Annotated in this window: 9 protein-coding genes; 3 read left to right on the plus strand and 6 right to left on the minus strand. The window is 59.4% G+C overall.

Annotation, left to right across the window (positions count from 1 at the left end):
- On the plus strand, positions 1-1,191 hold a 1,191-nt coding region (locus FB009_RS28760), incomplete at its 5' end, for an IS66-like element ISSme3 family transposase (protein WP_145162610.1).
- Positions 1,188-1,751 carry a UPF0149 family protein gene (locus tag FB009_RS28765; protein WP_011970372.1) on the plus strand — a complete coding sequence of 188 codons (564 nt, stop codon included), beginning with the start codon at positions 1,188-1,190 and terminating at the stop codon, positions 1,749-1,751. The genes FB009_RS28760 and FB009_RS28765, both read left to right, overlap by 4 nt.
- A gap of 313 nt (positions 1,752-2,064) precedes the next feature.
- On the opposite strand, the gene FB009_RS28770 is transcribed toward FB009_RS28765, so the two are convergent.
- From FB009_RS28770 to FB009_RS28795, 6 genes are all read right to left on the minus strand, one after another.
- The gene (locus FB009_RS28770; RefSeq protein ID WP_145162613.1) at positions 2,065-3,489 is read right to left on the minus strand and encodes an MBL fold metallo-hydrolase; all 1,425 of its coding nucleotides are present in this window, start codon (positions 3,487-3,489) and stop codon (positions 2,065-2,067) included.
- On the minus strand, positions 3,470-6,931 hold the full coding sequence (locus FB009_RS28775; protein WP_145162616.1) for a S8 family serine peptidase: 3,462 nt from the start codon (positions 6,929-6,931) through the stop codon (positions 3,470-3,472). The genes FB009_RS28770 and FB009_RS28775 overlap by 20 nt, the downstream gene beginning before the upstream one ends.
- Before the next feature lie 145 nt (positions 6,932-7,076).
- Positions 7,077-8,021 carry a hypothetical protein gene (locus tag FB009_RS28780; RefSeq protein ID WP_145162619.1) on the minus strand — a complete coding sequence of 315 codons (945 nt, stop codon included), beginning with the start codon at positions 8,019-8,021 and terminating at the stop codon, positions 7,077-7,079.
- 154 nt (positions 8,022-8,175) lie between these two features.
- Positions 8,176-9,819, minus strand: a complete 1,644-nt coding sequence (locus tag FB009_RS28785) for a S41 family peptidase (protein ID WP_186447686.1) — start codon at positions 9,817-9,819, stop codon at positions 8,176-8,178.
- Between the two features lie 91 nt (positions 9,820-9,910).
- Complete coding sequence (locus FB009_RS28790) at positions 9,911-11,383, minus strand: SagB/ThcOx family dehydrogenase (RefSeq protein ID WP_186447687.1); 1,473 nt, start codon at positions 11,381-11,383, stop codon at positions 9,911-9,913.
- Between the two features lie 68 nt (positions 11,384-11,451).
- Positions 11,452-13,182, minus strand: a complete 1,731-nt coding sequence (locus FB009_RS28795; protein ID WP_234888309.1) for a TOMM precursor leader peptide-binding protein — start codon at positions 13,180-13,182, stop codon at positions 11,452-11,454.
- A gap of 117 nt (positions 13,183-13,299) precedes the next feature.
- Between FB009_RS28795 and FB009_RS32905 the strand changes: the two genes are divergently transcribed.
- Positions 13,300-13,482 (plus strand): hypothetical protein, encoded by a 183-nt coding sequence (locus FB009_RS32905; protein WP_186447689.1) that lies wholly within the window; start codon positions 13,300-13,302, stop codon positions 13,480-13,482.
- Positions 13,483-13,956 lie beyond the last annotated feature (474 nt).

Genomic DNA, 13,956 nt, shown 5'->3' on the forward strand with positions numbered 1-13,956 from the left:
GAGGCGCTCGACATCGTGCCGGCTGTTGTCCGGGTCAAACGGACGATCCGGCCGCGCTACGCATGCCGGGCCTGCGAAAGCGTTGTTGTGCAAGCGCCCGCGCCGGCGCGTGTGATGGACGGCGGCATGGTGACTACGGCCTTTGCCGCCCATGTCGCCGTTTCGAAGTTTGCCTGGCATCTGCCGCTGCATCGCCAGGCGCAGATGCTTGCCTCCTGCGGCGTGGTGATCGATCGCGGCACGCTCGGCGCCTGGGTGACGCGGATCGCTTGGTGGCTCGAGCTTCTCTACGATGCGCTTACCGCCTTCATCCGCTCCCAGCCAAGGGTGTTCTGTGACGAGACGCCGCTTCCGCGGCTCGATCCGGGGCGCAAGCGCACCAAGCTCTGCCAGTTATGGGCACAGGCCATCGATGATCGCCCATGGAATGGTCCGGCGCCACCGGCGGTCGCCTATATCTTTGCCGAAAGCCGCAGCGCCCGTGAGGTCGAGGGGCAACTATCGTCGTTTGGCGGCGTGCTTCAAGTCGATGGCTACCAAGCCTATAAGACCATGGCCAAGCGCCGGGGGAAGAGCAATGTCGCCCCCATGCGGCTGGCGTTCTGCCTTGCCCATGCGCGGCGCAAGTTCGTCGATGTCGTCAAACTGACCGGCTCCTCGGAGGCGCTGTCGATCCTTGCCAGGATTGCCGAGATCTATCGCATCGAAGCGAAGATCCGAGGCGAAAGTGCCGATACCCGGCTGAGGGTGCGGCGTCGCGAGGCAGCGCCCATCATGAGCGAACTGAAGGCCCAGCTCACCGAACTGAGCGACGAGGTGTCGGCAAAATCGGCGCTTGGCAAGGCCGTCACCTACACGCTCAACCACTGGAACGGACTGGCAGCCTTCCTAGAGGATGGCCGGATCGAAGTAGACTCCAATGTGGTCGAGCGTTCGATGAAATCGGTGGCCCTGACGAGGAAGAATTCCTTGTTCGTGGGCAGTGCGCGCGGCGGAGAGACTTTCGCTGTGCTCGCATCACTGATCAACACGGCAAAGCTTAACGGCGTGGATCCTGAAGTCTGGCTTGCCGATGTGCTGGAACGCATCATCTCCGGCAAAGTGAAAGCCAACCGGATGGAAAGCCTATTGCCGTGGGCTTGGAAGGCCGAACGCGAGGACATTGCAGATCAGGAGCGACGGGCGGCATGACACAGAACAGCCAAGGGACGACGGTACGACCGAAGCTCGATGACGAGGCGTTCGAAGCCTTCATCAGGGCACGTCGTCCGGCATCGCCAATCTGGTCAATGAGCGGTCTCGATGGCTATCTCACGGCTCTCATCATCGGCCCGAAGTTTATCGACCCACGTCAATGGATCCCGGAGCTGACTGGCCCGGAGGCACTGAACCTGCCGATGGAAACGACCGAGCATCGGGCCGTACAGACCATCGTTGCGGAATATAACCGCATCTCGGCGAGCCTCGCCGAAACGCCAAAAGACCACCGGCCCAGGTTCACCAGGATCGATGATCAGACCTTTGATGCCATGGACTGGGACGTCTGCTTTCTGATGGGAACCGGGTTCGCGCCGAAGCTGTGGCGGCCCGTCGTTCGCGGTCATGCCGTCACTGGCGACATCATTGCGCCAATCCGCAAGCTCAGCGAGACAAAAGGACCAGCTACCCACAAGGATGCTGCTGCCGTCGCCGAGGCGCTCGTCAATATCCGAAGCTACTTCATGCCAAAGCGCGCAAAGCAGAAGTTCTAAAACAGCGGACGGCTCCTCCTGCGTCAACAGACGAAAGCCGTGGGATGCTCGTCGCGCTCACGATTGGCGGGTTTCGGCGAGCATATCGCCGAAGCGGACATTCACGCGGATCAGGTCTACTACAAGTTCCTATAGACACGAACCGCCAGGGCTCAACGAGCCTATCGTTTCATTCGCGGAACCACTCGCGCAGGCGCAAAAACGCTCTCCCGCCTGATGCCCTGTTCTAATGTAGGGCTATGAGTCCGCTGGAATTGTCGAAATAACAGTCCATGCAGACCAAAAAGTAAGACTGAAGCCTGTGCGCTCGCGACTACGCGAGCTGCAAATCTACGTATCCAACATTGCCAGCCTTTCCCCGTAATACCCCGAATTGCAGTGCTCCACCTTTTGCAACTGGAATGTCGACTTCAGGATTGTGAATCCACTTGCTATCCGATTGAATGAATCGACCTGACGTCAATTCACGCAAACGTTGGGAGGTTTTTGGCGCCGGGAAGTCCTTCCAGCGCACCTTCCCGGCCAAATCCTCGTCGGTCGGGCTGAACGCGACCAGAGCAGAATGATCCATCTTTTCGAGTGCCGCGGCGCGCGTGGCATTGCGGCTTCCATGGTGGCCGACCTTGTAGAAGACGGTTCGCCGGAGCAGATCGTCAGCGGTTTTGGCAGGGCGATTCCCATCAGCGGGAAAGTTTACCTTCTCCCAGCTCAACCAATTTCCAATCTGTGCATCGGCGGCGAAAAGGAGAACACGCCCAGTTTCGACGAATTCGAAAGCAAGCACCAGACTGGTATTGTTGGTCCTACTATCGAGCTGCAGGGCCAGATCAACCGAACTGGCAAGCCAGTCATAGTCGATGCGACGCCACGCTTGGTCGCCGTCGGCACGTGACACTTTCGCCGGCCCGAAATAGCATCCCCAGAACAGGGAGGCGGCAGCAGGATCCTCCGGCCAAACGCCCTGCCGCATGGCGGACAATGACGAACCGACCGTACCGTCGAAAGGTGCAGCTGGATCGTCGTCGATACTGAGGGTCCCCTCATTAAGACTAAGCCCATTGGCAATCGGCGCCACAGAGAGTGCGCTCGGTCCGATTGCGTACGTTTCCGAGAGTATATCTTCGGTGCCCAGCAGCTTCGGATCGCGGGGCGGTCCAAGAACATAAACGCGGATGCCCGGAACTTGGGGAAGCGGCGCAAGCCTTCCTGGCTCAAGGTGGCGGACGACGGAGGACATTTTTCGGGCAGCCTCGCGTGCCATCCTTACCTTTTCACCTTCTAGGCCGAATATGAAGCCCAGCAACGAGTTTAGGCCCCGTGCCATTTCGGACATACCGGGAGCGGCGTTCAGGCGCAAGGCGGAAGAAGCGAGCGTGGACGCCGCATCAGCCTTGAAGCGATCGAGCTTGCGCCCGTCCGCATCATTGGGGTCTTCGGCCCAGCTGAACCAGACCTCGCCGACTTTGAGACCTGCGAACAAGTCCGCGGCCTGCAAGAAGCCCGAGAGATGATCCCAATGTTCGTGCGTTATAACGAGGACATCGAGCCATCCCTCAGTTTCCTTGAGAATGTCGGCGGCAATGTCGCGCATTTTGGCGGCTCCGCCGCTTGCGGCGCTGTGTATACCGCAATCGATTAACATCCGAAAAGGTGTGCCATCCGGCTTGGGTAACTTGAGCAGCATGCAATCGCCGAGGCCGTGGCAGTAGCAGCGGATATCAATTGTCAGATTGCTCATCTTCGTCCCTCGACTGATGAATGATCGCAAACGGTTCCCGTATGGCAAAATCGTTGCCGCCGAAATACATCGAGCGGAGCGTGTCGCTGACGTCGCCCAGTTTGTAGCTGCGCTCGCGCGCCACCCGGCTTGGACTGACGATTGGCTTCAGGATTGCATAGCGGATTCGCGGGCCATTCTTCCCCAACAGATCGATGATGAGGGTCGCGCCACCGCGGAACCAAAACATTTGCGACTGGTCGTCGGATGCGGCGACAGCCAGAGATTCTGGACGGCGCTGACGGACCACGACGATGAGTTGGGCATTCAGATCACCATCCTCGCGAACCCGCTTGGCCACGCGTACGTTGTCGACCATGAAAGTCGTGCCGCGCGAATAGCCATTCGACACAAGCGATGCGAAATAGGGCAGCTTATATTGTAAGCCAAGTCGGTCGCAGTCCTCCTGTGAGTTCAGTCCTTTCTCGATGCTCGCCCGAAGCTTTTCGCGGCGCTCCTCGCTGAGGGTGAATATCTCCTCGCGGGAAAAGCTTGCCGTGACATCGATGTCCAACTGCTTGATTGCCGGGGCGAGCCAAGCCGGCTGAGGTCCCTCCCATTGGCGCCAGCAAAGCGTATCAACCGACACTGTACGCAGGCTGCGTGGCAGAAGCTGACGTTTCCTGAAAGCTTCGAGAAAGGCAACACGGTAGCCGTAGCGATCTTCCGGCATCTCGTCGAGATCAGCGGTGATGATCGCGCGCAGATATTCGCCGAACGTGATGTCCACCGGTGGACAATAATCGATGGCACGAATGCAAATCTTGAGGACATGCGCGGCCGCCTTACACGTTTCGTCGGTCAGCCGGCTCACTAGACCTGGGTTGATAGCGCCCTCGGGCAAAACACCGGTGCCACCAGTGGCCAGTCGGATAAAATCTCCAGTGCGCCTTTCGACAATGCCGAGAAACGCCTGATAGACAGCGGCCACGAGCAGCGATCCACGCGCATGTGTGGCAAACGTTGTTGCGTAGGTGATCTTCGGCGGCAAGTCGGGGTAGCGGCGCAACGCTCCGCCGAGGCCGGTGCCTTCGCCGAATTGCGACGCAAGCTTGCCGAGCATGCTCGCCGCGGAAAGATTGGTTCGCGCGCGGGCGATTTCACGTCTGACGAGGTCGTGATAGGTGAACTGTTGAAAGAGCGCCACGATGTCGGCAAATGCCTCGTGAAACGCGCGAACATCTGGATTAGACGGTTCCCGCATGGTGCGAGCCTGGCCATCAAGCAGTGCATGTGTTGTCTCGTGCGCGATGATATCGGCTGACAGGCAGGTAAACACCATCGTGCCCGGGGGTGTGAGATCGGAAACTCGGGAATTCGCGGGAAAATAGCCGAACATCAGGGCTATATGATCGGGGCTGTAGTAGGCGTTTTGTTGTCGGAGCGCGTGCGGGTAGATGCGAAGGCGGCGGACAAAGAGATTGGGCTCTCCGACCTTTCCCGACCAATTCTTCGGCGCCCAGAGCGCTTTACGGCCCAAAGCGAGCTCAAAATGCTCGATCGTGCGCATGGCAACGGCATAGGTCATTTGCTGATGGAAGGCCGGATTGCCTTCCGACGGCGTCGCACCATCCTGCAGGAGCAGGTTGGGGTCGTTGAGATTCACCGGAGGATAGGCACGGTCGGAGGCCGGGTCGACATCGACGACTTCGAGATATTCGCCTACAGGTCCAGGTGCGAGATCGGGCTCGTTACGCACGTCGATTGTGGCGATCTGATCCTCGTAGGAATTGAGTGAGCCACCAAGGCTCGGATCGACGGCAAAGATTCGCAATCGCCGGCGCTCTGGTGCCTTCACCAGGCTCGGCGCTGTTGCAATCGGGCCGGAAGCAGGCGATGGTCGCGCTGAGGGAGAAGTTAGGGTCTTCCTTCTTCCCGCGAGGCTGCCAGCAAGTGCATGCTTCAACGGTTTCGATGCAAGCGGGGAGGCTTCTGCTGCTTCCAGGCACCGGCGGATGTCCGACTTCTGCACCTGATCGGCATCCGGGTCGGCAATCACTTGGGCGACCTGAGGGTCGCGCTGGGCAAGCTGAGCGAGCTCAAGGCCAAGCAGGCGATTTGCCGCATCGGCGCAGGAGACGGCGAGTCCCACTCCCTCACCCGAAAAAAGCTTGAGCCATGCCCAACTGGCGCTTGCAGGCGGTGCAGCTGTCAGCTGATGGACGCCGAGTGGCACCTGCGAGAGAAGCTCCACAGCCTTGACAGCGCCCCAGCCAAGCTTCGGATCCGGTTTGCTGCGCCCCCCCAGAGAGGCGCTTCGAAAAAGTGCCTGCCGGACAGCCTCGCCGCGCATCCAGTTTTCCGGCAGCGATTCGAGTTGGGGCATGTATTTCGCGATCCACAGCGCTGCGGCAGCGGCCACCTGCGGCGTCGCCGCCGATGTGCCCTGTCCGTCCTGGTCGACCACATCCGGATGGCCGATCTCGGGCCAGGGAATATTCGGGGTGAATCCTGAAAGCGCGGTCAACATCTTGCTGGGCGGACCGTAGCAACCTTCCATGGTGCCGGTATCGAGGCCGGCATATGCCTTGAGATTGGCCATGATGCCACACGCAGCGACAACGCGACGCATCCGGGCAGGATAGACGATCGACCGTACCGGCAAGCCGTCGTAATTGTTGCCGGCTGCCGTTACCATGACCAGGCCACCGTCATAACACTTGTTGACGGCATCGGCGAGAATAGCCGACGCTAGCCCGCCCATGCTCATCGACAGTACATGGGTACCCTTTGACAGCGCATAATCAAAACCTTGCGCCATGGTGCCGGTGCGGAACCGCACGACGGAATCGGCGATCCGGATGGGCAGCACCCGCGCACCCGGCGCACCACCGATTTCCGGCCCCGAGAGGATGCCGATCGTCCCCGTTCCGTGGCCGGGATTGTTCATCACACCGTTCGGCGTAACGTCTCGCGCGCTACGCGCGTCACCTTCCCCCTTCACAAAATTGCGTTCATCTTGCGTCTCGACACGGGCCGGCCTGAAATGATGGCCAGGATCGTAGCCGGTATCGACATGTGCTATAAGCACCTGCCGCTGTGCATGGTCGCTAACGGCGGAGCGCGCATCAGCGAGGCCGCTGAACTGCGCATCGAGGTGCCAACGGTCATGCGGACCGACTGCCCGTCCACCTTTGCCGCTTTGCGGATCAATTAGACCTTTACCGCTCGCCTGTGGCTCGACTGTCCATTGCTGCTCAAACTCCGGTTCTGCAGCCAGTAAGTCACCGCTTCCGGCGGCAAAGCCGGCCCGCATCATCGCATGGGCGTGATCCCACGGGTTATCGGCGGTATTAACGCGGACCCACTGCGCAGGCTCGGAGCCGGCGAAGCCGAGACCCTTAGCGTCGACTCCAGTTTCGAGTAGTAGCTCGCTTCCCTTCGCTAAATTTCTCGCTGCCATCGACATCCCGGTGGCAGCAGTGCCGCGAAGTTTCAATAGGAGTGCCGTCGCAACCGGTTCTCGTCCCTTTTCCGCCATCGTTCGCCCCCGAAGTATGTAGGTGCGGCCGCTACGGCTCCGCGCCAGGCGGCCGAAGCGGTTAGCCCTAAGTCAGCGCAATGTTATAGCCTTGAATCCCGGGCTTAATCTCTATCATCTCCTCCACTTGCACATCGCCCGCAGGCAATTTTGCTGCGGCAGACAGCCTGTGCACGCCAGGATTAATTTTCTCAATCGCGAACTTGCCCGCATTGCCCTGTGCCCTCACAATACCGTCGATGCGGATGGTAACCTCGCCGTCTGAAGGACCGGCAATCGTCAAGTTCAGGTGACCGGGTTTCGTCGCCGCCTCGGCTTCTGCCGCGGCGCGGACGGCTGCATCGGCTGCTTTGGCGGCGGCTTGCACAAGCTTGTCTAGTCGCACCTCAACATCGTTACGACCGGCCTTGGCAGTCTCCTCGAGTTCGGAGAGGGAGGCCATGAACTCAGATCGCCAATCCGCGAGTTCTCCACCCGTAAGCTTATCCAGATCCTTACAGAATGCTTCCGCGAGTTCGCATATTCGCTTACGGGCGCCGATCGGATCGGCGGAGGCTTTGAGTTCCGGGTACTCTCTCAGAATGGCAAATTGGAATTTGTTCCAAAGATCACGGATTGCGATGCTGATCGTTAGATGGCGGAAGTACGAGGATGTCTTATCCGTGCCTTTCTCGTAGAGGGCGACGGCGGACATAATCGCATAGATGATAAGAGCCACTACTAGGACCCATGCGTCCAACCCAGTGAGCCTTCCTAGAACTTCCTCCGGCATGAACCTAAGGGCCGCCGCGGCGGCCGTGAGTAGCAGAGCCGCGGCGCCGGCCAACGCTAGAAATCGTCTGGAGCCGTTGACCCACTTCGTATTTTCTTCTCGCCGCTGCCGATAAAACTCCTCCCGATCCTGCCGCACGGCGTCGAGACGATCATTGATATCTAGGACAAACGTGTGAAAATCGGGCTGCGACAAGTCGTCCGGTTGAAGTCGCAACGTGCTGAAGGTGTTACCTGTCATTTGCAGCCTCACATCGGTTCAGACCGTCGGCGCGACTTCGATTTAGATTTGTGACGCCACGCCGGTTGAGTTTTCTCCAGGCAACATCATCATTATCACGTCGGGGCACAAAGGTCTGGTCAGCAGCGGAAGCTGGCCCAGACCTCGACCAATCTCACGCAAGCGTAGTTAGAATGCGTCCGGCCTCGTCATAAAGATCGGCATCATTCTCGAGAATGTCGCGCTGGGTGCGACGATGATGGAAATTCGCGCTTACGCCGAGATCCTCGACAGGAATGCCGGCATTTGCCCCGACTCGGATGGAACGCCGGAACGCTGCCCGCATGCTCATCCCCTTCGGTAGCGGCAAGAACGCCTGGTGCTTACGGTCGGGCCAGAGCTGGCGGAAGAGTTCGTGCGTCCACACATTGGCGCCACCCGCTCCCGTTGTCTGATCATAGCCGAGCACGGGGCCGATCTGATGATCCTGGAAGCCTGCGGAGAAGAAGTCGGTGGTGCTGTAGCACGCCGCGTCGATGATAAGCGCGACCGGGCCAAAATATTTGCGCCCGATTGCGTTGGTCGTTTCACGGGATGAGACCGGAAACGGTTGCGAGTACATGTCGCCGGTCTCCACAGACAGCATGATCGATCGGTTCCACTGGGAGAGCAGCTCCGCCCGCGACAGCACGCCCGTTCCAACGGTGTTGCGGATTTGAACGGGTTCTGGCTCGATGGCCTTGTCGGTGAACAACTGCAGCAGATGCTCACCGGCGAGAATGTTGCCGCCCGGATTGCTCCTGACATCAAGGATAAGGCCATTGCCGGGCAAGCGGCCGAGAATTCTCATGATCTCGGTCACATAGGCCTGCACATCCTGGATGTCGAAACTGCGCAGGCGCAGGAATCCGAAAATACCGGAGCTTGTGCGCTTGATGCCAAACTCGATCTCGTTTGGAAATGTCGTCGGATTTTGCGTTGGGACATCGCTGATCTGACGGCCGTCTACAGGTGCGGCGCCGGCGAGGGTCTCCCGGTTGGCCGATTCCGGCACGAAGAGCAGTTGTCGGGCACGATGCGCCTTTTCCAGCCCGACGTCGACGCCGAGGGTTGATGAGCCAGCAGCGTCCGCGTCGTCGGCAGGCACAGCGGCGGGGGTCGGTCGGGGCCGGAAGACCATCCAGGGGAAGCGAATTTCACCGACGCCGCTGCGGTGGTTGAAGGTGAGAGTCACCCAATCCTCGCGCGGTGACAGGGATTGCAGGAGCGGGCGGGTCGTCATCGTTAGAAGTCCCTGCAGGTGTCGCGCCGCCGCGTTGCTCCCCGCATGATCAGCTGCGTTGAGGGTAATCGCATTGACTACGGGCATCCCGTTCCAGTGAGTGATTTCCACCCCCGGCTCGAAGGGCCGCTGAATAGCCTGCGGCATCACACGCGTAACTGGATAGTGTGGGAACCCGGCTGCATCGTAATATTCCTCGACCATGAACGGTAGGAAGGCGACCGCCGACCTGTAAGGCTCCGGCAGAAGATAATTAGTGTGAAGGTCTTGAACGCTCACGAACGTGGCGATCATCTGGCGATGAAATTCGTTCTCGTTACCGATGCTGCCAAGGCGCAGCATCATAGTCTTGAGGCGTTGAACAGGATCGACCGCATGCATCGACTGCTTAAGCAGGAGATGAACGTAGAGTTCATCGAACAAGGTTTGCGCTTGGCTGATCGCGAGCTCCATCTCTGGCCGTGACAAACCGGCATTGACTGTCCTGAAGGCCTCTAAGGGAATCACAGCGTTGAGATTGACGGTTGAGGCCTGCATTGCATGTCTCCCTTCCTCTTTGCCTGAAACAGGTTTCTTCGCGGTTCGGCTGCTGCCCCTGGGCATCGATGCGTCTCCCACTGCGCCTGGCTCAGCTGATGTTTCGCGCGCCCAACATAAACTCGCCCACTGCGCTCTCTTCGTAGTAGTCGTTGCCCAGCGTCAGACAGAAAAGATCGCTATCTCCTGCACCCACTGCGCATGGACCAAGCCTCATGGCCGTCGCGACAATGTACATAGTCTGGTAAAGAGCCCCGACATTCTTGAGGATCGTCGCATAGGCGATCGACGAGTATTTCCAGGCGACACGCTGTATGCGGGCTGTGATCACGAACAGAATGTTGGGCCGCGCGGCGCCGGCGCTCGCGGTGTAGGCGTCAAAGATGAAGCGCTCGGTCGCCGCACTACTTGGGAGCAAAGGCTCAAGGGCGTGAGCCAGCGGATCATAATGATAGAGGCCGTTAAGCAGCCCATGGCAGCGATCCACCACCGGGTAAATCTCGAGCTCGTAGCTTGCACCGCCGCTAGGATAAGGGCGGCTCGTCAACTCCAGCTCGTGCATCTGGCTTCTGGTACGCACGCGTGCACACCGATAGAGAAAGTGTCCCAGCTCCTGGAGAGCGATAGCACGTGCCGCAGGTTCGCGGATTGATGCTCTGAGTTCGATCGCTGCGGTGACCGACATGTCATTGACGAGCAGCGCGTTCATATCCGGTCGAGGCAAGGGGATGCTGTGGAGGGACATCGGCGCCTTGATCGCAGGCGGAGGATTCGTCCTTTCCCTGAAACGGAACGATGCGCCCATCGCGTTGTTATGCCTGCCACGCCGGCTACGGGTATGAAAATAAAGGTCATGAAACTCCCAATGCTGTAGCGGCAAGGTCTGATCGGCGTCCCCCGGAGGAGATCCAGTCATAGTCACGAAGCCGTTCGCGAGCATAAGCGACATAAGCGTCAGGATGCAGAGCGTTGGGATTTCCGGAGACGATCTTTGAAGCGTCTTGAGGTCCTGAGCCGTGGCGAGCCTTGCCACCAGCGTTGCAATCGCCGGTTCAACGACATGGATCCGGGCGTGGCTCAATGGTGACTCGATCACCATCCCTCCATCATCTGGTCGCATCAGGCAAAATCGCACGGCGCGCAGTGTCGCGTCCGGATCGATTGGATTCGTGAACTGAAAGCGATAGTACTCGCCAAGCGGCTCGATGATCGCCAGCACCTTCCGGCCATCCATGACCACGCGGCGCAGAGCCCCTAGGCATGCGAGGGATTCGAGAACGAGGCGAAGGCTCTCACGAGCCTGGTCCGACGGACGATTGCCGAGCGTGCTGATAATATCGTTCTCGGTGTCTGGTGTTGCCGTGAGCAGAGCGAGGGCCTTAGCGCAGTTGCCAGGAATCGGCAATGTGGCGGGACCGCGTGGGCCTTTCACCACGATACGAACCGCCCCTGCATCGGTTTGGTTCTGACCTCCTTCGTGCGGAATGGCATCCCAGACGTTTCTCCCATGCGTTGAATGTAACGGGAGATTGGACAGGGCGATCTCATATCCGTTTGCGACCATCAGTCCTGCCACGAGGCCGACATCGAGAATGGGTGCGTCTTGGGCTATGGCTGTCATGTTCGGTTACCTCAAACGAATATCGCGACAGGATTAAGTTCCGTCTCGTCAATCGGACGGGATTGCCAACCCATCCGTACGGGTAGGTCATAGAGGCGACCTGGGGCGAAGCGCGCCCAGAAATGCCGAAGACCCGGCACGATCACCTTCGCCACAGGCAGGCCGATTTCGGCGCGCGTCTGATCGAGCACCAAAGTCTCAAGCCCAAGGACCTGAGCGCGCGTGACGCACGTCATCAGGTCGACAAGCTGGTCATCGCTTGCAAGCACGGGGTAGTCGGCTGCGCAACGTGGGCGGATCTCCATATTGGGCAAGAGGTAAGGCTGGGCGGAAACAGTCGCCGTTCGCCACCACTGGATCGCACCCGGGTCCTGGTAGGCGAGGATGCGTTGACCATCAGGACCGATCGGGCCGTTGACGAGCGGCAAGAACTGGTTCATCTCGACCAAGGACCGTGTGAGAGCAACTTCTGGATCGAGATGTGCGCCAAATCCAAAGATGATTTCCTCAGGTTCCTGGTTCATACGCCGGCTGACGGCAGCGAAGACGGGAATGCCGAGGTCGGTGGTCAGGTCGAGCACCCAGAGCTGGCGCCCATGTCGCGCGTAGAAATCGACGCATCGGCCAATATAAGCGTTATGGAACGTGCTGAGATCGACCTCAGGTCGGCTGAGCCGGTTGTACCACCAGATGGCAACCGCATCCCGTTCGACAAGTTCGAGGAACCCCTGGACGATCGCTTCCTCGAGCGTGTTCCCCGCCGCGTTACCGTTGGAGTCCGCCCAGCACGACAGCGGCCCACCCTGACTCGAATAGCCGTAATAGAGATAGGCCGAGGGCAGATATCGAAAATCTCGAGCGCTGAACGACCAGACGGGTGTCCAATCCATCAATTGGTCAGGTTGGAATGGCACCGGCACCACGTTGAACCCAGAGCCAGCTGTATTCCATCGCTCACGCTCCAAGTACTGCCGCTCGCTGAAGAGCATGCAGTCATTTGGATGAATGCCTCGATTACCGAGATCCCTCAGTGTTGTCCGACTGGTGACCTCGTCGCCCTGGAACGCGCCGCAATAGCGCTCGAGAGCTTCGCACAGAGCGCCGACTCGCGCTTGAGCGTCGGTCATACCCTTACCGCAGCTTCGGGACTGCATGCTGTTGGTCAGGAAAAAGAGCGACTCGTTGCTCAGCGCGAAATTGTGATTTGCTACGCACAGCTTGATGACCTCGTCGCTCGGCGTCGGGATCGGAATGACCTCGGAGACAATTCCTGTGACTGGGCTGATGAGATGCTGATAACGCCCAAAGGTTTCCTCCGCCGACGAGACTCGGTGACCCGTGTCTACTGACGTGATGCGGGAACGATTGTCGAGTTTCAGCGACTGCTGAAGGACGCGCGGCCGCGGCGTGCCGCAAGCAGGGCATTCCGGATTGCGGCTCACAGGATGCGAAGCAGTCACGAGGCTAGAAAGGTCGAGGGTCACGATCTTTCCTTCGAGGGAAGAGTTCTCTGCCCCTGCCACCCATCTCGCGACCTGAAGCGCGGCAAGTTCTTCTATGGCCCTTGTCGGGGCGTCGAATTGCTCCGCCACGGCGACCGCAGTTGCATGGTGAGTCGAAACGTAAGCGTCGATCCCGCGGCGGCTTCGAAGGCGCCGAGCCAAGCATTCCCAGCAGGCTGTGACTCCAGGTCGGAATATTGGCCCGATCAAGGGCCGGATGCCTGTTGGCTTCACCAGCATCCATGGACGGCCGGTAGCGAGGGCGTTGCGGTTGCGCTCCTCCAAGCTCGGTTCAAGATAATCGTCCGCGAAAACAACCTCGAATGTCCCGCCAGAACCGGTGGCGAGACCATACGCATGGAATGCTTCGACGTCCGGCGTGCGATTGAGACCGGGTATTGCCACAACCTGAATGACGGTCTGGCGGACGATTTGACCCGCTTTCTTGAGATCACCTGCAAGGTAATGCCACTGAGGCGGCAGGGACTCGTTGCCGGGATCCGCCCGATCATAGGCGACGCTCTGTTGCTCGAGCGCTAGGAGAGCGTGGTAGACATTCGCTTTGGGGAAGCGGTCGGAAAGCGCATCTGCAATGTCGTCTGCCGTGCGCTTTCCGTCGATCAAGGAGACAACGGCCTGTTCCAAGTTCCCGCCGAGCACCATCTCGCCTAACTCATGCGAGACGACGGCGCCTTCCTGCGGCACGACATTTACATGAAGACTCTTTCGGAATGCAGGAACATTCATCATAGCCCAAGCCCATTGGTCGCGTTTAAAAAGAGGGTTGCCGAAGATCGTTCTCACACCTCACCCGCATGAGTCGGGTGAGGTGTGAAGAACCTATTGTAGCGATTGGATCACGACGAACTCCGCGTCGCGGTGCAGAAGATGCTCGAGGGAACCGTGAGCGACCACCCAGTCACTGCAGGGTCGCCCCAGGAAGAGCTGGCGCCGCTACCCGGCTCCCCGGCACCGCTGAAGCAGAGCTGCGCCGTCACCGGCAGGCCAATGCAG

It is taken from the genome of Sinorhizobium medicae (assembly GCF_007827695.1).
GTDB lineage: Bacteria > Pseudomonadota > Alphaproteobacteria > Rhizobiales > Rhizobiaceae > Sinorhizobium > Sinorhizobium medicae.